At 43.3% G+C, this 23,573-nt stretch carries 17 protein-coding genes; 7 read left to right on the top strand and 10 right to left on the bottom strand.

All coding sequences use genetic code 11. The annotated features are described in order from the left end of the window. Positions 1-199 precede the first annotated feature (199 nt). From FD724_RS13705 to FD724_RS13680, 6 genes are all read left to right on the top strand, one after another. Positions 200-5,446, top strand: a complete 5,247-nt coding sequence (locus tag FD724_RS13705) for a GAF domain-containing protein (protein ID WP_179073005.1) — start codon at positions 200-202, stop codon at positions 5,444-5,446. A gap of 158 nt (positions 5,447-5,604) precedes the next feature. Beyond that, entirely contained in the window at positions 5,605-8,733 is a 3,129-nt protein-coding gene (locus FD724_RS13700; RefSeq protein ID WP_179073004.1) for a hybrid sensor histidine kinase/response regulator, read from the top strand. Positions 8,734-8,844: 111 nt separating this feature from the next. Further along, positions 8,845-9,231: a four helix bundle protein gene (locus FD724_RS13695; RefSeq protein ID WP_179073003.1), complete on the top strand. Its 387-nt coding sequence runs from the start codon at positions 8,845-8,847 to the stop codon at positions 9,229-9,231. A gap of 66 nt (positions 9,232-9,297) precedes the next feature. Beyond that, positions 9,298-10,323 carry a chemotaxis protein CheW gene (locus FD724_RS13690; protein ID WP_179073002.1) on the top strand — a complete coding sequence of 342 codons (1,026 nt, stop codon included), beginning with the start codon at positions 9,298-9,300 and terminating at the stop codon, positions 10,321-10,323. 129 nt (positions 10,324-10,452) lie between these two features. Beyond that, positions 10,453-11,700 carry a GAF domain-containing protein gene (locus FD724_RS13685; RefSeq protein WP_179073001.1) on the top strand — a complete coding sequence of 416 codons (1,248 nt, stop codon included), beginning with the start codon at positions 10,453-10,455 and terminating at the stop codon, positions 11,698-11,700. 37 nt (positions 11,701-11,737) lie between these two features. Further along, positions 11,738-13,963, top strand: a complete 2,226-nt coding sequence (locus FD724_RS13680) for a chemotaxis protein CheA (protein ID WP_179073000.1) — start codon at positions 11,738-11,740, stop codon at positions 13,961-13,963. Between the two features lie 520 nt (positions 13,964-14,483). On the opposite strand, the gene FD724_RS13675 is transcribed toward FD724_RS13680, so the two are convergent. Continuing rightward, positions 14,484-14,678, bottom strand: a complete 195-nt coding sequence (locus tag FD724_RS13675; protein WP_147262569.1) for a hypothetical protein — start codon at positions 14,676-14,678, stop codon at positions 14,484-14,486. A gap of 760 nt (positions 14,679-15,438) precedes the next feature. Between FD724_RS13675 and FD724_RS13670 the strand changes: the two genes are divergently transcribed. After that, positions 15,439-16,572 carry an ISAs1 family transposase gene (locus FD724_RS13670; protein WP_179072797.1) on the top strand — a complete coding sequence of 378 codons (1,134 nt, stop codon included), beginning with the start codon at positions 15,439-15,441 and terminating at the stop codon, positions 16,570-16,572. Between the two features lie 228 nt (positions 16,573-16,800). Here the strand turns inward: FD724_RS13670 and FD724_RS13665 are convergent, their stop codons facing one another. The 9 genes from FD724_RS13665 to FD724_RS13625 all read right to left on the bottom strand — a co-directional run bounded on the left by FD724_RS13665 (position 16,801) and on the right by FD724_RS13625 (position 23,397). After that, a complete protein-coding gene (locus FD724_RS13665) occupies positions 16,801-17,724 on the bottom strand; it encodes an ABC transporter ATP-binding protein (RefSeq protein WP_179072999.1) in 924 nt (307 codons plus the stop codon). A 4-nt stretch (positions 17,725-17,728) separates the two neighbouring features. Continuing rightward, on the bottom strand, positions 17,729-18,172 hold the full coding sequence (locus FD724_RS13660; protein WP_179072998.1) for a lasso peptide biosynthesis B2 protein: 444 nt from the start codon (positions 18,170-18,172) through the stop codon (positions 17,729-17,731). Continuing rightward, positions 18,156-19,205, bottom strand: coding sequence for an NAD-dependent epimerase/dehydratase family protein (locus FD724_RS13655; protein WP_114080512.1), 1,050 nt, complete (start codon positions 19,203-19,205; stop codon positions 18,156-18,158). Before FD724_RS13655 ends, FD724_RS13660 begins: the two co-directional genes overlap by 17 nt. 4 nt (positions 19,206-19,209) lie before the next feature. Further along, complete coding sequence (locus FD724_RS13650; RefSeq protein ID WP_179072997.1) at positions 19,210-20,109, bottom strand: glycosyltransferase; 900 nt, start codon at positions 20,107-20,109, stop codon at positions 19,210-19,212. 55 nt (positions 20,110-20,164) lie between these two features. Further along, positions 20,165-20,656 (bottom strand): hypothetical protein, encoded by a 492-nt coding sequence (locus FD724_RS13645; RefSeq protein ID WP_179072996.1) that lies wholly within the window; start codon positions 20,654-20,656, stop codon positions 20,165-20,167. A gap of 20 nt (positions 20,657-20,676) precedes the next feature. Further along, positions 20,677-21,174, bottom strand: coding sequence for a hypothetical protein (locus FD724_RS13640; protein ID WP_179072995.1), 498 nt, complete (start codon positions 21,172-21,174; stop codon positions 20,677-20,679). Between the two features lie 256 nt (positions 21,175-21,430). Beyond that, positions 21,431-21,589, bottom strand: a complete 159-nt coding sequence (locus FD724_RS13635; RefSeq protein WP_167755970.1) for a hypothetical protein — start codon at positions 21,587-21,589, stop codon at positions 21,431-21,433. 314 nt (positions 21,590-21,903) lie between these two features. Next, positions 21,904-23,085, bottom strand: coding sequence for a glycosyltransferase family 4 protein (locus FD724_RS13630; RefSeq protein WP_179072994.1), 1,182 nt, complete (start codon positions 23,083-23,085; stop codon positions 21,904-21,906). A gap of 21 nt (positions 23,086-23,106) precedes the next feature. After that, on the bottom strand, positions 23,107-23,397 hold the full coding sequence (locus tag FD724_RS13625) for a PqqD family protein (protein WP_114080508.1): 291 nt from the start codon (positions 23,395-23,397) through the stop codon (positions 23,107-23,109). Positions 23,398-23,573 lie beyond the last annotated feature (176 nt).

Raw genomic sequence — 23,573 nt, 5'->3', positions numbered from 1 at the left:
ACTACTCAGACTTGCCTACGGCTGAAGCCGTTCTAGAAAAGTAAAAAGATAATCCCCATAAATAAATTTAGGCGGCTCTTGACCATTTTTCTTTTTCTTTCTTTTGCCTTTTAACTTTTTACTTTTGCCTTTCTTAGTAATTAGTCTCCGCTCTGCATTCTACTCCTTAACTCCGACAACATTCATAGCAAGAAAGATCATGGTAGCGCAACACAATCTTAGACCGAGCCAACCTCAGTCAAATCCCAGCAACGGTTATAAGGAAACTGATAACGGGCATACCGTTGATGTACCAGCAAAACAGCAAATCACCTCCGCTCTAGAAGAATTGCGAAATGAACTGGATCAAGCTGATTGGGTGGAAACAGAGCCATTGCGAGAGAGAATCCGCAAGTTAAAAGAACTGCTAAGTGTGTTGCCATATCAAGACGGAGGAGATGGATTAGAGGTAGAGCAAGTACAGGCGATCGCTAGCAAAATCCGCCAATTTTCCGATCTAGATACCTTGCTTGCTAATGCTGTCATAGAGGTACAAAGCGCACTGCAAGCCGATCGCGTGGTGCTATATGAGTTTACGAATCCGACGCTGGGAATAGTTGTTGCGGAGGCAATGAGGGATGGCTTTACGCCAATGCTGAAGGAAAAACTGCCCGCCGTCACTTTTGGGTTAGGTTCTGCCAAGCTTTATCAACAAGAAAAATTAGTGGCGATCGCAGATACTCATACTGCAAGCTTGTCCCCTTACCAAAAGCAGCTCGTGGATCGGTTTCAGGTAAGAGCTTGTGTGAGTTTGCCGATCTTAGCAAAAGATGGGGTTTGGGGTTTGTTGGTAGTGCAGCAATGCGCTGCTGTTCGCCAGTGGCAGAATGCTGAAATTCAGTTACTAAAATTAATCGAGCAGGAATTAGAAGCGCAACTGCAAGTTGCCGCGATCCAAGCTGCGTTGCAACAAGAAGTGGAAAAAGACCAAATCCTGGTCGGTGTAGCGAATAAAATTCTCCAGTCCAAAGATTTGGATACCATCTTTCGCGTTGCCACCCAAGAAGTGCGACAGTCATTAAAATGCGATCGCGTCGCAATTTATCGTTTCCAGCCAGATTGGAGTGGGGAATTTATTGCTGAATCTGCTGGAACTGAGTGGGTTTCTCTATTAGAAGAACAGCGAAACAACCCAGCAATTGTCAATAACGTTAACTATTGCAGTGTTAGGAACCTTGCAGACGAAGGCGGATTGGCTGGGACAACAGGGCGATCGCACAGTGCAGATAGCTACATTCAGCACACCCAAGGCAAAAATTTCCATCGCGGACAGATTTATCGAGTTACTAATGATATTTACAGCGCTGGTTTTTCTGACTGCTATATCAAAATTTTAGAAACCTATCAAGCCAAAGCATACATTATTGTTGCCATCTTCCAGGGAGAAAAGTTGTGGGGTTTGCTGGCTGCTTATCAAAATTCTCAGCCTCGTCAGTGGAAAGATAGTGAAGTTCGCCTAATGGTGCAGGTTGCAACTCTGTCTAGTATTACTATTCAACAGGTGCAATATCAGCAACAACTTTATAACCGCTCTGAGGAGTCAGCCAAACTTGTTGAACGAGAACGTACTGTTTTCGGCATCATTGAAAAGATTGGGCAAGCAACGGATCTTCGCACCCTTTTCCGCATTACAACCCAAGAGTTGCGGCGATTTTTAAAATGCGATCGCGTTGTCGTTTATCAATTTCATCCAGACTGGAGTGGAGAAGTTATCGCTGAATCTGTAGGTGCTGGTTGGTCGTCACTGATGGAGATGCAGGAACAAGACAGCATTTTAAAAACAGGTCTGATATCTTCAGAACGTTGTAATATTAAGGATTATGGCTCCCCTGTTAAAGCTGATGCCGATACCTATCTCAAGGAAACGCAGGGTGGAATGTACGCCAAAGGAACGCGCTTCCGTAAAGTCAACGATATTTCTGCTGCTGGTTTTTCACCTTGTTATTTAGAAACATTAGAGAAGTTCCAAGCCAAAGCATACATCATTGTTCCCATCTTCCGCGCTGGTAATCTTTGGGGTTTGTTAGCAGCCTATCAGAATTCTGATGCTCGGAAATGGACTGAGGAAGAGACTGGTGCTTTGTTGCAGATCGGCGAACCGTTGAGCATTGCCCTCCAGCAAGCTGAATATATCGAACAGCTACGGTTAAAAAATCTAGAAATGACCCAAGTAGCTGAAGTAGAAAACGCGATCGCTCGAATGGCGGATAGAATGCGTCAGTCCCAACAGCTAGAAACGATTTACCGCACTACCTTGGCAGAATTGCGGCAATTGTTCAAATGCGATCGCCTCGCAATATATCGCTTCAACTCTGACTGGAGTGGTGAATTTATTGCTGAATCTGTAGCAAGTGACTGGGTGCCTCTGGTTGGCCCCGATATCAAGACCGTATGGGAAGACGAACATCTACAGCAAACCCAGGGCGGACGCTATCGCAACAATGAAACCTTAGCCATCAATGACATCTATACTGTTGGTTATGCCCAGTGCCACATCGACCTGTTAGAGCAGTTCCAAGTTAAAGCTTACACCATCGCTCCCATTTTTGCTGGCAACAAACTTTGGGGTTTGTTAGGGGCTTACCAAAATAGCGGCCCGCGTCAGTGGAATTCCGAAGAGGTGCGATTGCTGGCCAAATTGGGCATTCAGTTGGGGTTAAGCGTGCAGCAAGTTGAGTACATCGAACAGCTGAAGATGAAGAATGCAGAGTTGGCGCGGACAGCAGAAGAGGAACAAGTGCTGACAGGGATGGTGGAAAAAATCCGTCAAGCCCAGGATATAGACACAATTTTCCAGACTTTGCTGCCAAGTTTACGCAAACAACTACACTGCGATCGCCTAGCAGTATTTCGCTTTCATCCCGACTGGAGTGTAGAGTTTGTTGCCGAATCCGTAAAAGATCAATGGCTGTCTTTAGCTGGTTCCGACATCAAAACGATTTGGATGGACGAACACTTACAAGAAACTCAGGGCGGACGCTATCGCAATCATGAAACATTTGTTGTCGATGATATTTACACTGTCGGTCACGTTCAGTGCTACCTAGAGATATTAGAAAAAATCCAGGCTAAGGCTTACACCATCGCTCCGATCTTTATTGGAAACAAACTCTGGGGCTTTATAGGAGCATACCAAAATACTGGCCCTCGCGAGTGGAAATCCAAGGATGTGCAACTATTGCGAAAAGTAGCTGTGCAAATGGGTATAGGCTTGCAACAGGTTAAGTATATCGAACAGCTCAAGAATAAAAATGCAGAGTTAGCTAGAACCGCAGAAGGGGAACGAGCATTAACACGGCTGTCAGAAAAAATTCGCCAAGTTCAAGAGCTAGATACGATTTTCCGCAATGCCTTACCAGAATTGCGATCGCATTTGGAGTGCGATCGTCTAGCAGTGTATCGCTTCAATCCAGATTGGGGTGGGGAGTTTATTGCCGAATCAGTAAGTCGTGAATGGGTGGCTTTGGTTGGCCCCGATATCAGGACTATATGGGAAGACGAACACCTACAACAAACCCAAGGTGGACGCTATCGCAACAACGAGACCTTTGTTATTAATGACGTTTATACTGCTGGCCATGCCCAGTGCCACTTGAAAATTCTAGAGCAATTCCAGATTAGAGCCTATATCATTACCCCGATTATTGCCGGAAACAAGCTCTGGGGTTTGTTAGGAGCTTACCAAAATAGTGGGCCGCGGCAATGGCAAGAGAATGAAGTCAACTTGGTAGCAAAAATCGGCACGCAGTTTGGGGTTGCCGTCCAGCAATCGCAATACTTACAACAAACCTTAACCAAGAATGAGGAACTGATCAAACTGGCAGAACGGGAAGTAGCAAACGCCCGATTTTCTTATCGCCTGCCAAGTCGGTTAACAGAGATGGCCCAAAGTCGTGGTAATGTTCTGGAATTTATCCAGTTTGCCACCCACGAACTTCGTCAACTGCTGAAAGTAGATCGAGTTGGAGTTTACCGTTTTGAGCCTGATTGGTCTGGAGAATTTGTAGTTGAGTCTGTGACTGGGGATTGGCCTAAGTTGGTGGGAACTAGCCTTGCCAAAGTTAGAGATACCTATCTCCAGTACAACCAAGGAGGGCGTTATGTCCGCAAAGAAAGTTTGCGGGTTGACAATATATATACTGTCGGTCATGACGAATGTCACGTCCAATTGTTAGAAATGTGGGGAACTAAAGCCTACATGATTTCTCCGATTTTTCAAGAAAATCGGCTTTGGGGGCTGATGGGAGTTTATCAAAATAGCGCATCGCGCCAGTGGGAGCAATCCGAGGAGGATGTTCTCAACCAAGCCAGTGTCCAGATTGGTATTGCCCTCAATCTTGCAGATTACCTAACACAGGTGCGTATTCAAGAGCAGCAACTAGCAGAAGCAGCAGAGCGCGAACGCACCGCCCGCGAAAAACTCCAACAAGGAGCAATACGTGTTCTCATGGCTTTGGAACCATCCTTCAGAGGCGATCTTACCGTTCGAGCGCCCCTCTCTGAAGATGAAATTGGGACGATCGCCGATGGTTACAACACTACGATCCAAAGTTTGCGAGATTTAGTGCGACAAGTGCAGATTGCTGCTGGCAAGGTGAGTGAAAATTCCAGCAATAACACTACCTCAGTAGTAAAACTATCTGACCAAGCTCAACAGCAGGCAGAACGGCTCGAACACGCTCTGGAACAATTACAAATGATGGTAACTTCCACCCAGATAGTCGCTGCTGATGCTCAAAAAGTCGGACAGGCGGTTCAAAGAGCTAATAACACCGTCCAAGCTGGCGATTCGCTGATGGAAAGAACCGTAGATGGCATTTTGGAGATTCGGGAAACCGTCTCTGAAACAGCCAAGAAAATTAAACGCCTCGGTGAAGCTTCTCAGAAAATCTCGAAAGTAGTGAGTCTAATTGAAAACTTTGCCACTCAAACCAATTTGCTGGCACTCAATGCGGCGATCGAGGCTACCCGTGCCGGAGAGTATGGCAAAGGCTTTGCGGTGGTTGCAGATGAAGTTCGTTCTCTAGCTTATCAGTCCGCTAGTGCCACCACAGAAATTGAGCGACTCGTGCAAGAAATTCAAGCTGGCACCAACGAAGTTACCGAAGCAATGGAAATCGGGATTAGCCAAGTTGTCCAAGGCTCGAACTTGATCGATGAGACTCGTCATTCCCTAAGTGCGATCGTGGTAGCTACCAACGAAATTGGTGGACTAGTACAAGGAATTACCGAAGCAGTTTCCCATCAAAGTCAGCAATCTCACATATTGACAGAGGCGATGATGGATGTTTCGGCGATCGCCCGCAAGACTTCAGAAAGTGCCATCCACATTTCCGAGTCTTTTGAGGAACTACGGATGACTTCACAACAACTGGAAACCAGCGTTAGCCAGTTCAAAGTTGACTAAGTAAGTCGTGGTGAATATTTGTTCTCAGGATAAGGCAGAGGGGCAGAGGGGCAGAGGGGCGGAGGGGCAGGGGAGAAACTAACTCTCCTCGGCTCCCCTGCCTCCCCTGCTCCCCCTGCCTGCCTTAACAGATAAATCTCCTTGACACCAAGCATATTATGAACCCCGATCCCAGTAATCAAGAGCAGGCTTTTCTTGCTGAAGCGGCAGAGTTGTTGCAAACCATTGAGCAGAATCTGATCGGTCTACTTGATGAAAAAACAATAGAAAAAGTTCATGCCTTGATGCGAAGCGCCCATACTATCAAAGGGAGTGCTGCCAGTGTTGGGCAAGAAACTATTCAGACAATTGCCCATCATTTGGAAGATGTATTCCAAGCGTTATACGCTCCAGAACTGGAAATCGATCCAGAATTGGGTGCTTTGCTTCTAGATGCTTATGAGTGCCTGCGAACTCCATTGAGTGCAGCCTTGATGGGCTTATCCTGCAATGAGGCAGAAATACTCGATCGCACGGCCTCAATCTTTGCCCAACTCCAACATAAACTAGGCGACTTTTTTGGTCGTGAGGCTCCGCTTCCCAGTTCGGAAGAACTTGGCTTTGATGTGGTAGAGTCAATCTTTTCCGGAAGTGTACTCCAGGATTTGCAACAGCTGGAAACTGACATCCAAAGCCAAGATCCGCAACAAATTCAAACAACACTCAACTCCCAAGCCGAATTTTTTGTCGAACTAGCAGCATCTTATGGCTTATCTGGATTAGAAGAAATTGCCCAGGCGACCCTAAACGCGCTCAAAGCACATCCAGACAAAGTATTGCAAATCGCTCAGGCGGCTTTAGAAAATTTTAAAGCAGCTCAAATAGCAGTACTTGCAGGCGATCGCACTCAAGGGGGAGAGATATCTCCACAATTGCGAGAATGGGCAGGACTAACTATTGCTGTCCCAGAACCGCAAGAGCAGCCAGTTGCGATCGCTGCCCAACCCACAGAAACGACTACAACTGAAAATAAGCCATCCCCCCTCCTCAGTGCCAGCGAAGCGGAATCAATTTGGTCGTTTTTCCCGAAGCGGACTGATAACTCCCTACCGAAAACACCGGAGGTACTGGCACCTATTTCTCAGGATTCGGTAGTAGCCCCCTCTGCCATAGATCGGATTTTACAGTCAATCTGGATCGGAGATCCACAGACATCCTGCCGATACTCAGACTCAGATCGGCCAGCTTCTCCACCACCAGCGCCAAGCCTCCAGGCTCAATCATCGGCATCACTTCCCAGTATCCGAGTAGCGATAGAACAACTCGATCGCCTCAGCCATACAATTGGGGAATTGCTAATCAGCGAAAACCAACAAAACCTGCAATCTAACCACATCCACAAAGCAGCTCAAGACACTCTACTACAGTTTTTGTACTGTCAACAACAACTTAGTAAAGTTTTTACTTGGTCGGATCGACATCTGCTGCTTCCCGAACGCAAGCAGCGACATATACATGGATCTCCACGAGTTATCTCTGCTACCGAGGCACAATCCAATTTTGATGCCTTAGAAATGGATAACTATAGCGAGTTGCACATTCTCCTGCAAAATCTTACAGAAGATATGGTGCAATTAGGAGAACGGATTGAGGCTGTTAATGGCTTAGTTCAGCAATCTCGCTTCAGTCTCGGAAAGCGCAAGCAACTGCTTTCAGGAGCGCAGGAAGATTTGCTGCAAGCCAGAATGGTTCCATTGGGAACAGTGTTGAATCGATTACCCCGGCTGCTGCAACAGATGGTAGCAACTTATCATAAACCTGTTGAACTCAAGCTTGGCGGTACGAAGGTACTGGTGGATAAAGCCATTTCTGAGCAGCTGTACGATCCCTTGCTGCACATGATTCGCAATGCCTTCGATCACGGCATTGAACCGGTAGAAACCCGCCGCGAGCAGGGTAAACCAGAAACCGGAACAATTACAATTAAAGCCTATCATCAAGGCAACCGCACTACTATTGAGGTACGGGATGATGGTCGAGGCTTTAACTGGGAATCCATTCGTCAGCGAGCTATAGAAAAACACCTGCTGACTCCCGAACAAGCCGCCTATGCCTCAGAAGACCAACTGGCAGAGTTATTATTTGAACCGGGCTTTTCTACCGCCAAGCAGATTGGTGAGTTATCTGGCCGTGGTATCGGCTTAGATGTCGTTCGCACTCAATTGCAAGCTTTACAAGGTTCGATTGTGGTGCGATCGCTTTCAGGGCAGGGAACCACCTTCATGCTGCAATTGCCCCTGAGCTTGACAACGGCACGCTTGCTTGTTTGTCAATCTCAAGGTATTACTTATGGCTTGCTGTCTGAAGGAGTTAGCCAGGTTTTATTACCGCAGCCAGAGCAGATTCAAGTCCAGCAATCTTTACACGGGCAAGGCAGCCAAAAATTCTGGCAGTGGGGAGAAGGGCAAAGTCAGCAACTAGTTCCCATCCGCTCGCTTGCGAATTTGCTGGATTACAAATATCCTTTATTCACCCAAGACCACAATTTAAACCTAAGTCCTTTTCCAGTCAAACAACGGAACACCATCGAACCTCTGCTGCTGTTAGAAACAGAGCATCAATACCTGTGTTTGCAAGTCGATCAGATTTTAGTCGAGCAGGAATTAGTAATTAAATCCCTCGGCAGAGTCCTGACTTTACCTAGTTACATCCAAGGCTACAGCGTGTTGGGCAATGGTAGTCTGACCCTAATCGTTGACCCGTTAGAGTTAGTTCGGCAAACTTGGGAGACAGATATGATGCCGACTTCCCCAGCATCAAGTCTTGCAATATTGCCCGCGCCTGAGCCTGTTCTTACTCTAGAGGCACAGCAATCCGCAACTATAACGCAACCGCAGCAACAGCCAATGGAAGTCAATACAGCCGTTGCTCAACCTAACCGACTGACAGTGTTAGTCGTGGAAGATTCGGTTGTCCAAAGGCAAAGTTTGGTGCAGACGCTCCAAAAAGCCGATTATCAAGTGTTGCAAGCAGGCGATGGTCGAGAGGCGATCGCTCAATTGGTCCAACACAGTGATGTTGATTTAGTGATTTGTGACATTGAAATGCCACGTATGAATGGATTTGAGTTTTTAGAACACCATCGCCAAGACGAGCGTTTGTCCGGGATTCCTGTGGTGATGCTGACTACTCGTAGCGGACAGAAGCACCGCCAATTAGCTTTAGCTCTAGGGGCGAAAGCTTACATGACCAAACCCTATTCAGAACAGAGCTTTCTAGCCGCGATCGCTGAACTGGTTAATACCTGAGATAAGGCAGGGAGCAGAGGGGCAGAGGGGCAGAGGAGCAGAGGGGCAGAGGAGCAGAGGGGCAGAGGAGCAGGGGAGCAGAGGAGTAGAGGAGTAGAGGAGTAGATGGAGATGGAAAAAGAACCAATTAAAAATCATCAAGACTTGAAAGTTTATCAAATGGCATTTGATGCAGCCATGAAAATCTTTGAACTCTCTAAAAAGTTTCCTGTCGAGGAGCGGTATTCATTAACTGATCAGATTCGTAGATCGTCACGTTCTGTTTGTGCAAATCTAGCTGAAGCTTGGAGAAAGCGTAGATATGAAGCAGCTTTTGTGGCTAAACTCAATGACTGTGAAGCAGAGGCAGCAGAAACACAAACATGGATTGAATTTGCTGTTAAGTGCAATTATTTGGATGTTGAATTAGGCAGAGAATTATATGGAATCTACAATCGGATCTTAGGTGGTTTGGTAAATATGATTACTGACCCCTCACCTTGGCTAATGAAGCGTTAATATTCTTTCTCCCCTGCCCCCCTGCCCCCCTGCCCCCTAACCACAGTTTTCAACACCGACCCACTTATGCTTAACACTCCCTTTCCGTTTAAGCGATTATCTGGCGCTGTGAGCGAGCGCGACTCATTACGAGTCGTTGTTTTTGCGATCGCAGACTATTTATTTGCCCTGCCAGTTGGTGCAGTTCTCAAGGTGATGGCTTGTCCCCCGATTCGCAGTACGGTTGAAAGTGGTATCGGGATGGTCGATCTGGGATCGCAAACGATCACAATTGTGGACTTGCGCCAGAAGTTCATTCAGCAAGTACAAGGCCAACAGGCGCATCAAGTTCCCTCTGCGGTTGACACTTCAGGACGCTTCTTACTTCTGACTCAAACGCGGACTGGGGAAATTTGTGGCATTCCTGTGGACAAGCCCCCTGCCTTAATCGATATTCCTTTAGAAGCTGTGCGTCCGGTGCCGTGGTCTTATCGGCAAGTAGCGGAGTTAAGCTGTGTGAGCCACATGGCTGTTTTACCTGTAGCACCAAACGAGGAACCACTCAAAGTACTTCTTTTTGGTATGAGCCAGATATTGGCTGATAAGTTGGGGTTGCCCGGAACAACCCCAACCTTACCTCCTGGGCTAACATCAGGCGAACAACGGCAAAGATTTCTGCGTTTTTCCTTGGGGAATCAAGGAAGTGGATTGCTACCATTTGACTCAATACAGGACATTATTCATCTCGCTAGCCAAGAAATTTCTCCAGCCCCGGCCTTACCAAGTTGGATTTTAGGTTTCTATAATTGGCAAGGACAAATGCTGCGGCTGGTTGACTTGGAACATTTGCTTGGTTATGCGCCGCTTTTGAAGCGGCAGTCACGACCAGAAAAGCCAATGGTTCTGGTTATCGAACTGCAAAATCAGGTAATCGGGTTTTTGGTGGCTCATGTCTACGATGTAGAGTGGCAGGATTTACAGCAAGCACAATCAGCACCAACCGACCTTTCCCCAAACAAACTGCTAAATTTTGTTCGAGGTATTCTGCCAGGCGATCGCTGGATTTTAGACACCAGAGCGATCGCCCAAACATTGCAATGGCAAACCCACTGATAAGAGGCAGAGGGGCAGAGGGGCGGAGGGGAAATAACTTGGTATTTGAACTTTCCTTTGCTCCCCTGCTCCCCTGCTCCCCTGCTCCCCTGCTTTTTTACTTGACTTGATGCTGCCAAGGAGTTTTCTGTGACGATCGCAACCTTAGACCCTAATTCTGAAACCCAGCCTGTTGAAAATGAAATCCAGATAGAAGAAATTTTGGCTAATGTGGCTGTAATCAAAGCAGTCTTTCAATCTGCTAAGGGGCCAAAGGTCGCTCAATTGCAGCAGAAGGTAAGTCAAATCGAAGCTTTTATCCAAGCTTTGGCTAAGGATTCGCCCAGTGGCAATGATGAAAATGTTCGAGGGGCTTTTCAACTCCAGCGAGAACAACTTGCGGCTATCGATCGGCAAATGCAGCAGACAAAAGATCAAACTGCACTTTTGGAGGTTACAGTCACCGCCCTGCGAGATATTCTCAACGCCGATCGCGTCTTGATTTATCGTTTTGAGGAAGATAATCGCAGTCGAGCGATCGCTGAAGCTATACAACCGGGTTGGACATCCTTGCTCAACCAATCCCTACCGATAAATTTGTTTGTTACTAACGGTGTTGGCGACGGACAAAACTCGCAGGGCAACCTCACTGAAGTATTAGAACTAACTCCCCGCCAACAGCAATTTTGGCAACGCTTTCAGGTACAAGCTAGCTTGTGCTTGCCCTTGATTGTCAAACAACAGCCTTGGGGTTTTTTAGTTATTCATCATTGCCTTCAACCCCGACAATGGCAGGAAGCAGAGCGCAGTTTGCTACAACAAGTAGGAATGATGTTGACAATTAACTTGCGCTGGGCTGAAATAGTAGCTCCACCTGCTCAACAGCTTGAATCCTGCGATCGCTCACAGTTACTAGTGCCATTGCAGCAGGTGAGCCAGACTGTACAAGAAGGAGCCAGAATCGCCGAGCTTGCCAACGAGCATTTAATGTCTATTCAAGATACTGTTGCTATTACTAATAAACAGCTGCAATACCTTGGTGAATTTTGTCAGCAAGCTTCTGGCTTTGTTCATCTTGTGGAAGGCTTGAGTACCAAAATTCAGGTTTTATCCTTGAATACAGCCATCGAAGCCACAAAAGCTAACGACCAGGAACAAGGTTTGTTAGCTGCTGCCGAACAAGTGGAAATTCTCGCCCGTCAAGCCCGCGACAGCACGCTAAATATAGAGGAATGGTTCCAAGAACTCCAGGTGGCAGCAGCAGACGTTACTTCTGCTATCGAACCGTGCGATCGCCAAATCAGTGCGGGGCTGGAGTCAATCGCGCAAATCCACGAGCAATTTAAAGCGATCGCCGACATCGCTGCTTGTACCCTCAAATCAATGTCGAAGCCATAGAATTGTCACAAACCCATAGAAACTGAGAGTTGTTTTCATGAGTACCGATTTTGTCCCCCAACCGCAGAACGACGATCGCTTTCTAGAAGAAGCGATCGATCTGTTACTGTTCTTGGAGCAGGAGTTGCCTAACTATACGAAAGACAGTAACCCTGGTACAGCTTTGGCTCTCATGGAAGCTGCTCGCTCTCTGCATTCGATTGCCATAGCAGCCGAGCTAGATGCCATTGCCATAGTTGCGGCTGCACTAGAAGAGATTTTTCAGCTTCTGCATCAGTATCGGGCAACTGTCAACGCCCCCATCGCCTCCCTGTTGTCAGAAGGATTAGATTGCCTACAGATGCTGTTGATGGCATTTTTAACAGCCTCGCAAATTGACGAAGTAGAAATTCTGGAGCGGATGTCTGCCATTGTTGCTCGTCTACAAGCAGAGTTTGGCAATTCTCAGGAAACAAACCTTGAGACATCGGTAGAGCAACCGCACGAACATCAACCAGTTATTCAGTTTGGCGATCGCTTGGCCGAGGTAGAATCTTCTGCGGCTCTACCAGAGCAATTTATGGTTAAAGACAAAGAAATTCTTGACAGAGAACTAACTAGCCCCCAGTCTGGCAGCCTTGTTCGCGTAGATACCGAGCAGTTTCCCATCAAGGTAGGGGAACTAGCAAACCCGGAGGAGTATGGGGAAGAAGATTTTCATGCTTGGTTGGGGGATTTTTCCCTGCCTAATGAAATATCTGAAGCATCCCTAGTTAAATCTTTGAGCGATCGCCATCCACTCTCTTTGCAAGAATCCATTTCTACCATTCTTGCAACAAGTATTCCAGCCGCTACACCCATCAATCTTAAGCATCTCGAACAACTAAACGCGCTAATTGCAACATTATTAATTAACTATAATCAGCAAGCTTGTCAGGAAGAACAACAGCAACACACCATCGGGCAGTTGCTCCGACAAGTTAAACGATTACAACATCTGCTCGATAACCTACAGGAATGGTCAGGGCGTTTAGCAGCAATTTCAGATACCCTTTCTCCTCTAGCGGCTTCTCGCTCTCAGCAATTATACGGTACTCTTCAATCTGTTTTGGCTGAAGCGTCTCAAGTGGCATCAACTGTTTATTCCCTTAATAAAAATCATCATCAACTCCAACAAGAACTCATACAGCAGGAAAAGTTACTTAACCAGTCTTCCAATTTAGTCAAAAAAGTTACAACTATTCCTTTAAAAGTAGCGTTAGAACCTTTACATCGGCTTTGGTCTCAGTTACAAGCTCTACAATATAAGTCTGCTAGACTACATTTACAAATTAGCGATATCCAAGTCGATCGGGCATTTAGCGATCGCCTCCATGCTCTCCTGTTACATATAAGTTGCTATTTACTAGATCAAAGTATTGAGTCTTCCCAAACACGCCAACACCTTGGTAAAAATAGCAACGGTATCATCGAAATTCAAGTTTACCAGCAAGGAAATCAACTGATTATTGATGGCTGTGATGATGGCGCAGGGCTTAACTTATCTCAAATCTATCAACAAGCTTTAGCCCAAGGACTCGCTCTGACAAAACCAGGGGATATCTTACAAGAACTGGTAATTGAACCAGAGGTTTCATCTGTTTTATGCGATCGTGCTGCCTTAGAGTTAGGAGTAGAATTAACTGAAGTTTGCAAGCAATTAACAGCTATTCAGGGAAGAATAGTATTGAAGTCTAAAGCTGGACATGGTACAGCCTTCTCGCTCCAAATTCCCCTCGATCAAAAAATTGCTCAACTTATCGTCTGTCAAGCTAACTCCAGAGTCTATGCATTTATTGCCGATTCTGTAGAGCAGATTTGTTTATCCCAGTCCGAACAAATTATCCAAACTCAAGCGGGACGGATGTTATTATTACAGTCTTCTGGCAGATCCAGTGGCTTCCTTGGTTGTGCTGATGAGCATCTAACAACAGACATGCTCGTCCCTATCCACTTATTGACTGATGTGCTGATTTGTCCTAACCAGCTTCCTACCTCAGTTACTACTTACAGCACAGACACACTAAATGCTTTCAAGCAGGATAAGCCTTTATTAGTATTTCGTTACTTAGACAAACGATGTGCTTTAGAAGTAGATTACCTAATCGGCAAGCAATCCGCTGCGATCCATCCTCTGGGGGAAGCAATCCCAGTTCCTGCTTATATCCAAGGAACTAGCATTCTTGCCAATGGGCAACTTAGCCTGGTTTTGGATGGTCATCTTCTCACAAAATCTCTAGCTTGAACTCAATACCTACCGAAATGCTTGTTACACATGAATTACAGCAGTTTTAGTTACTCCGGGGCTACTCAAAGCCTTTATGTTCCGCAAAAACGTGTATCTAATCCCTCCGGCTTATGAATTTACTAACTTAGGAAAAATTTCTGTTAGGGCGTTAGAATTCAGTTTATTCAACGAAGTGCAAGAACCTCTGTTGCTCAAAAAGCTACTAAAACTAAAGTTGCATAGGCGTAAAATGAATGAGTACCGGATTTTGCTTGACTTCGATATATGTACTCTAATTCCTCTGATGTTTGCTTACCATAATAACAAATTAAATTTAAATCAATCGCTATTTTTAAACAACCTTTTTTTAACTGATTCGGCGGAATTCGAGAGCGATTTTTTTCGGGGGAGATGGGACTGGCAATACGGTTAAGATGACGCAATGTCAGATTCTGAGCAACTTTTCATCTACCAGCTTCATATTTTTATCCTGGGCATTAGTCCGAATGGCACTAAGAAAAGCCGAAACACTTGTAGTTTAAGCAGTTTGCAATTGTTTGCGTAACTCATACCGGGGTTTGGTCATCAAGGGGTAAATTTTGGGGCGACGTTTACGAACTCGTGGTTCACTTCTGCCAGGGCGATCCCTTCCATAAAACTGCATGAAAGACGATTGCCTGAGCCATCCCAACACTTTTAAATAGCTTTTAAAGTTGTAGTCCTTGTTCCACATAGCTTAGAGCTTTTCTCTAGCGTGGAAAAACTTACTAGAGAAGACGACTCTCTAGATTAGCTAAGTAAGCCTTGGGGTTTCTGCGAAATCGATACTGTTCAATTCTGGCAATGCGTAGTGTTTTTGCAATTGAGAGCGTAATTCGAGCCAAGTATGAATATCATAGAACGGTAAAACTAACTTGAAAGTCTAGATTAAAGCCTTAATTGTGTTCGTTAAAAAGACAATCTCAAACGAGTTTTCTACGATTCCAAGATACCTCTAGCAAGTTTTACCACACTAGTAAATATCAACTTGTGCTAAATCAACGTGAGTTCGATGAACCTCTCCCTCCCCAGGGCAAACGCATCTAAATATTGACGAGCCTGAATCAGGGCGAAATACACCAAGACTCAAACTACATAAGGCTTTGAGGAAATTAAATCTCACTCGTTATAAAAATGATAATCATTACGAGGGGGGAGTTAGAGGCAGCCGACGGCTGCCTGAGCTTTCACGGTCAGTTCTCCACTCTTCTAGCGTAGGTTTTCTCACAGTCTGATTCTCAATAGTTTTAGATTAATGACTAGGAATTATGAGAAGATCAGCACAAAGAAAAGCTCAATTTATGCGATCGCCGCCGGGAAGGACGGTTACACCATCGCCCTTCCGATCAAAGTGACTTTTACAGATGCTGTGAAAGTGAGGACGGCTGGCCTTCATTGAACGTGGTATTCTCACATTTATCAGAAAGAAGAATTACGTTCTTATTCTCCTCTCTATGAAGCTGAAACCCAAAATTACGATTGCTGACCATTTTGCGGTGATACAAGATCCACGAGTAGATCGCACCAAACGACATAAATTAATCGATATCATGACCATTGCCGTATGTGCTGTGATTTGTGGTGCGGATGGTTGGGTAGCCGTAGAGACTTATGGTTGTGCAAAGTATGAATGGTTAAAAACATTTTTAGAATTACCAAATGGGATTCCGTCCCACGATACATTTGCAAGAGTATTTGCACAAATAAATCCTCAACAGTTCCAGGAATGTTTTCTGAGCTGGATGAAATCAATACAGAAGATAACTGATGGTGAAGTTGTCGCGCTTGATGGGAAAACTTTACGTGGTTCTTATGATACAAGTAGTGACCAAAGCGCAATTATAATGGTAAGTGCCTGGGCAACTACAAATAAATTAGTGCTGGGACAAGTAAAAGTAGATCAAAAATCAAATGAAATTACAGCAATTCCAGAATTATTAAAGGTATTAGAACTGTCAGGATGTATTGTGACCATTGATGCAATTGGCTGCCAGAAGGAGATTGTGAAGCTAATCACACAGCAAAATGCAGATTATGTAATTGGGTTAAAGAAGAATCAAGGAAATCTTTATGATGAAGTAGAAAAACTATTCTCTTCAGGCATAGCTACAGGATTTGAGGGGATTGCACATAGCACGTATAAAACAGAAGAAACAGGGCATGGTCGTCATGAAATCCGCAATTACGTAATGTTCTCTCAAATTGAATCTCGGCTTAACCCAGATTCAATTTGGTCAAATTTTAATAGTGTTGGCATGGTAGAATCTGTCCGTTCATTCAATGGTGAAACAACGGTTGAAACTCGGTATTTTATCAGTAGCCTTGAGTCAGATGCTAAACAGTTTGGTAATTCTATTCGCAGTCATTGGGGAATTGAAAATTCATTGCATTGGCTATTGGATGTTGCCTTAAGAGAAGATGACTGTCGAATTAGAAAAGATAATGCCCCACATAATTTTGCAATTCTCAGACATCTTGCAGTCAATCTTTTAAGTCAAGAGAAGCGTGTCAAACGTGGAATCAAAAATAAACAGTTTCTCGCGGCGATGGATAACAAATACTTACTAAGTATTTTAGCGTTAGCTTAAAATAGTACATCAAAACTTGAGTTGAATGTTTTACATAAAAGTTTTATTTATTCTCTAAGTAAATATATTCTTATGTAGCTCATAATTGAATTATTTTAGTATTGACGATTAGTCATTCAGTTGAAGATAAGCTAATTCAAATTTTGAAAAATATTTGATTTATTTTATTTATCATTTCACCGATTTTTGCAATTATCTATGTCATTTTGGAATCTCCCTTAGTTTTTATTAGTAAATAAGATGCGTTTGCCCTGGTACTAAGTCACCAAAGCGGATAGTGCCTTGCATGGTTTGATAAATAATGAAACCATAGGCAGCAAAAACTAAAGTTGTCGCCGTTGCTTGGGCACCAAGATTAGCCACAGACTGTCTTTTGGTCATGGCTATGTTTTCCTGATATAGTTGCCGCCGCAAGCGCAGATACCACTGACTAAAGAAAGAACCCAAATCAAACAAGCGAATTTCTTTAGCGTGTTGCTCTGTAGTCAATATCCGACTCAAGTACCCTGCTTGCCTTTCCTGGGCTGTCTTCTGACGCTGCCAATGATACATGATACCGGAATATTTCACCCGCACTACCAGGGCCGGAATCGCGGCAACAAATAAGATAACTCCTATTCCCCAATGCAATGACAGTAGCAACCCCAGCATCGCTACCAAAGAAATACTACTCAAACATAGCCATGCCAAACGATGTAGGATTTGCCCTGGTCGAGAAGGAGCTTTTTTTTGCGCTCGCTGCAAGGCATCATAATATTCAGCATTTTCGTAATACTCCAGGTCTACCTCAACTGATTTAGCATGGAGGACGTTTTGCATATAGTCAGTGAGTTGCTGAGATTGGGCGGCATACACCAGTTCAGTCAGGGAAGAACACAGGGTAGTTACCAGGGTGATAGCAACAAAGAAGCCAAGCAAAAGTAATACTCTACTAAAGGCGGCTCCTTTGTCGGCAACATTAACACTGGCAGCTATTGTATCTACGATGAGTTTGGTGAGGTAAAGAGATAGTAGAGGCAATAAACCTTGAATAACCAAAAGTGCAACCAAAGCAATAGTCAAACGAGGACTGCTATTCCAAACTAGGCGCAACGCAGGCAGAATGCGTAAGCTTTGCTGAATTTTATATCTTAAAGTTTTGCCCGCTTTCATATTTTTAAAGATGCTCTTTTGCAAAAGATGCCAGTTGGCTAAAATTAGGAAGGTCTGCAACATCCCCAATTACAACCTGTCCCTGATTTTCTAACCACGCATGAGCCTTTAACTCTCCTTCTTGACCTTTAGCAACACCAATGCAGAGATTAGATGTATAACCGTGGCGACTCATGAAAACCTGGCAAGTCAAGGCACGCGCCAGACACTTTACACCAAGCATATAATGACTGCTCACTTCAACAGCCCAGATAATTGTTTCAATAGAGATGTGGTGTTTTTCTTGATATTTAAGTTTGGCGTTACTTAGCCTTAATAGAAGTTGATGCAAGGTTTTAAATGACAGCAGCCACAAACCTAATCTAACTAATGTCAATACAATAAAAGTGTTAATTAAAAGTTGTTTTTTTTGAGAATTTAATTTGATAAACTTAGATAAATACTTCATTTTTACTTAAATATTTATTTAATAATTTTTTATTTACAATGCAGTTTTCATTTTCTAAATCTTGAGCAGATAGAGTCAACCGTTGTTTTGAATAATTCTCCTTGTTGCTCAAAGATGATGCAATTAAAAAAACAATAGCCGATTCTGCTGACCACTGAGGCTGGAAGTCTAGACATGAAGATATCCTGGAAATATCAGCTTGTGAATGTTGAATATCTCCTGCACGAGGAGACGCGAAATTAATCTCTGGTTTCCATCGCGGAAAATGATTTTTGAGGATATTAATCAACTGCACTAAAGAAGTAGATGTTCCAGTTCCTAAGTTACAAATTAAGGATGAACCAGAGGTAATATTTACCTTTAATGCTTGAGAAAAAGCCCTCACTACGTCTTTAACATAAATAAAGTCTCTGGTTTGAGTTCCATCGCCATAAATAGTAATTGGCAAGCCACGTTGTATAATATCAATAAAGCGCGAAATTACACCAGAGTAGCTTGAATTAGGAACTTGTCTAGGGCCAAATACGTTAAAAATTCGTAAGCCAACAAATGAAAAACCTAGTTGTTTAGCAAACATACTAGCGTATTGTTCACTCACCAATTTTTGTAAGCCGTAGGGTGACATAGGAGAAGTTTTTTGCTCTTCTGAAATTGGTAATTGAGTGAGATTGCCGTATACAGATGCGGAACTGGCAAATACTAACTTAGGAATAGTTAAGGCTTGGCAAAGTTGAATCACAGCCAGGGTTGCCGAAAGATTATTGTGATGAGCCTCTAAGGGACGACACAAAGATTCTGTCACCGATGAAATAGCTGCTAAATGGGCGATTCCATCAACTTTCTCTGTAAAATCTTCTGGTTGACATATTAAAATATCTTTTTGGAGAAACCTAAGATGACAATGTTTGGGTAAGTTCTCTAAACGTCCAGTGGTCAGATTATCAACTACAGTGACACGATGACCTTCTGATAACAATTGTTCTGTGAGATGAGAGCCAATAAATCCGGCTCCGCCAGTGACAATAAAATGCATGATCTTAAATTTGCTCAGTATATAAAGATAATCGCAACTCCTCATACCTAGCAGTTTCACCCCGCATTTCTCGATAGCGATGCAAAACTCTACGCGCTTGCTCTATTTGATAATTTTGAATATGTAAATTGGCAAGTCTGAGGTAGATATTGTAAAAGCAAGGATCGAGAAAATTCATAGGAAATTTTAGTAATTCCGGATTGCGATTGATGACTTTTTCCTTAACGTACAGGTGGCTAGTGAACATCTGCTCTTCATCTTGAGAAAGATTATTTGGCGATTGCCGATAATGTGCTAAGGGTTGATTTAAAAAATAAATCGGAAATTTTTCAATCAGGCGCAGCCATAAATCGTAATCTTCACAACATCTCAGAGTTTCATCAAATAAACCCACTTTATCTAAACAGTCTCGACGCACAACAACCGTTGGGACTGGAATGTAGTTGTATCTAAAAAGAGTCCATAATACCTGAAGATTCGGGGTAGGATATGCTGTATTGTATGAACCTGGAAACAAACCCTGTTGATCAGAAAAAAAGAGTGAATCTGAATAGATCAAACCAATGCGTGGATTGGCTTCCAACACGGAAATCTGTTTTTCTAACTTCTGAGGTTCCCAGAGGTCATCATCATCTAAAAAGGCGATATACTTCCCTCTAGCAGAGCGAATTCCAGCATTGCGAGCCGCAGATAATCCTTGATTGGCTTGATGAATAGCGGTAATACGGCGATCGCTAAATTCAGCCAGGACTTGCGGAGTATTATCCTGAGAACCATCGTTGATGACAATAATTTCGTAGTCTTTGTAGGTTTGTGCCAAAACGCTGTTAATTGCCTGACTGACAATATGTCCACGCTGGTAAGTAGGAATAATAACACTGACGGTTGGCTCAAAAACTTGCATATTTAATAAAAATTTGCTTAGTAAATATAGGCAGATATTCAAATTACTGGTGTTGCTAAACCAAAGTATGAATCAAGCGTAAGTTTTCTAAAATAACATCATAAATTTGCTTCAAACTCCCTAAATTATCAGGAAGTAATAACTCACGCACAGGAACAGTCTTTGCCAATTGACCTAATTCTTGAAACTCTTGTCTACACTGTTGAGAAGTGAGGAAAGCACGCCCATAAGAATTGAACATAAGATACTTCATTGCTTCAGGCAGAGAAAGAGAGTTAATTATAGGTGCTGTGAGGTTTGAGTCACGTTCTCCTAATATGTACACAGCAATTAATGGCAAAGCTTGGGATTGAAACTGCCACTGTTCTCTATCTTTTATTTGCAAATCTATAAAGCGTTTATCTAGATTTGTTGATACCAGTGATAAATCTTCTATTGAGCCGTGAATGGCATTTACAGAATTAGGCCACAGGCGTAGACGAGGATAAGCAGATTGTACCCAAAAACTTTTTTTATCAGGAATAAGTGCGGCAATATCATCTGCCAATACGGAGAATCCACGGCTAGCTAACGCTGCTGCTGTGGTTGATTTACCTGCGCCTGATTGTCCCTGGCGATCGCGCTACCATCAACCGCAACCACGCTGGCATGAAGACAAGTCACTCCCCGCAGCCGTAACAGATGACCAAGTACACAACCCAGCAGCAAAGATACTGCATCTGTAAATAGTGCATCTTTAGACCAAAAACCCCAAACTTGACTACCATCAGGATTCAAAATGAATTCTAAGCAATCAACCCCATCAAAAGACCTTATCCTCCAGTAAGTGCCGTCATCCCGGTGCGTTGTCCACAAATGGAAGCCTGTTTGTTCATACCACTCAAGCGGCACATTCCAAAAAGCTTGGTCGAGTAATGGCGGTTGACTCTGCTGTTCACCAACTAGGTGAATAGCAACATCTATCAGTGCAGAACTGTTAACAGTAACTAACCCTGGGAGCAGTCGATTAATAGACAGGTTGAGCCCATAAAATTGATAGCAATAATTATCGTTTTTAATCGACATTTGCATTTATATTTATTTTTATCTGCAAACTTATGAGTTTCAGAAACCCGACTTGTTGAAAAAGTCGGGGTTCTTTTGGAAAGGACAAAATTACACACTTTATTTTCACAAAATGTTAAAGAAAAAGGTAGGTAAAAAATCCCTTCTAGTCTAGATTTATAGGCACTTTTTTCTACCTAATAAACTAGCCTTACCTTCCCATTATTTATATGACAGGAATTCAAATTTACTGTCATTATGTTTTTATACTGCTTGCTTAAGGAAGACCAGTAATGGGGGGGGAAGTTATAAAAACAATAGTAGTAGTACCAAAACCACCACTACCACCCACTTGTTGTGTCAAACCAGATATTTTACCGTGAGCTTTCAATTCTGGTTCAGAATAGTTTTTTTTCGTGTTTTCAGATTGAGACATTTGATCAATCCTTGTTTTTGTGTTTTACTTGTTTGGAATTATTCAGACTATAAAATATTACAATAATTCAGATTACTTGGTTTATGAATTTTATGTAAAGTTATTACTATTTTCTGCGCTCAAAAATTGCAACTAAAAATCCCCAAAGTCTATATTTACAGATTGGTAAAAAAAAGATTTTAATGAACAAAATTTAATATATTGATGTGATTTACACAAAAACTCTCCTAAACTATTATTCTTGCCTCTATCCTTTACAGTTAGATATTTCGTGACTTATTAGTAAGTCCTAATGGAATTGAGTGATGGAAAATTTAGGCCGAGACTACCTTAGTAGTAGATGCCAAATCTTCATATATTTGGAATATCCGCTTTTGTAAAATTGCTTCATCATATTCCTCGACAATAACTTGCCGTGCTTGTGCAAGATGTGCTTCTCGCTCTTGGGGAGGTTGATTGACAACTTTAATCATTGCCTCTGCTAGAGCATCTGGGTTTTCCGGTTCTACCAAAGTACAAAATTCTTCAATAAAAGTGCCTCGATAAGCTAACAAATCACAGGTAATAACTGGGCGTTCACAGGCAACTGCTTCACTTAGTGTCGAAGGAAAGGCATCACTGACGGGATAATTGATAATCACATCTGCTAAGTTGTAGCCTGTAGGCATGAGATTATAAGGTAGGCCAGGCATCCAGCGCAGATTTTCTAATAAGCCAAGTTCTTCTGCTTTTTTGCGGATGCTTTCGTAAATAACTACTGCTTCTTCCCCGCCGGCACGCCCTAGCTTTGAAAAGACGAGTACCGTCGGTTTTATGAATTGGGGATAAGCCTGTGCATAGGCTGTAAATATCTGCTCATGGTTGTACACTTTAGACCAACCACGGGGCGAAAGCAGAATTGTGGCTTCTTCATCAATCTTCAATATTTCCCGTCGCCATTTTGGTAAATCTTTTGTGACTCCAGAGCGAAAATGTTGGGGGTTTGTCCCTAAAGGAATTAATTCTACCCGTTGATTAGAATTCAGCAGTGCTTTAGATTTTTCTATCAAACTAGGTGTCTCTACAATCAGCACACCAGTGTTATTAAACACTTGGCTAACCCTATCGTTATGCTTGCTTTGTTCCCTTTCTGGTTGTAGCAAATGATTTAAAAAGCCCCAAGCAGAGACCACAAGAGGGTTTAGATTTGCCAGGACACAACACTGGGCGTGCCAACCAATAGCGTGGACATGGATAATATCAGGCTGGAATTCATCTGCAAGTTTACGTAATGGCTCCGCCATTTCCTCGGCCATCTGCTCTTCATAAGGGTAGGTGTTGGTAAACTCCTCTAGATACTTTCGCCAAACAGTGGGGAAATAGCGATAATTTTTGGGAGTTTCCGTTTCATAGGGGTCTACATCTCCTAGTAGCCAAACTTCATAACCTGCTTTAACTACCCAATCTAAGGGTCTTGTCAAGGCAACGCCCCCAGCACCAATCATCAGTACACGCATAATTTGATTTTTTGCTTCAAGTTAAGAATCAGTAATTTCCACTAGTCCAGCCTTAACCAATTTATCAATAAACTTGAGCAAGTCTTGTTTTAACTTCTCTGGCTCGACATCATACTCTTTTATCAAGGTGTCGTAAGCTGTCTGGATAGAATCTGACTCAGTTAGCACAAAGAATATTTTTGTACCTACCTCGTTTTGACTAAAATATTCTTCGCTTTGCAGATTCAGTAAAACTGATTCCCCTGCTAAGTCTTGAGTCAGAACATTTGCAGATAAGGATACTTTTTGATTTAAGGCTATTTGTAGTGTCATTTTTTACAACAGGATATATTGAGTCTGGTTAATTAGTGTTCATTAAGCTGTTACTTCGGACTACCAATTGCCTTACAATTACGTCAAGCTTATGTGAGGCTGAATCATCACAAGTTGAAAGGTTGGTATTCACAACTACTAAATACACACTTTAGGCAGTGTATAACAATACCTTC

Origin of the sequence: Nostoc sp. C057, assembly GCF_013393925.1 — a bacterium.
In the GTDB taxonomy this organism is placed as follows: domain Bacteria; phylum Cyanobacteriota; class Cyanobacteriia; order Cyanobacteriales; family Nostocaceae; genus Nostoc; species Nostoc muscorum_A.
Note: the sequence above shows the minus strand (reverse complement) of the source record. Positions and strands in the feature narration are given on the sequence as shown.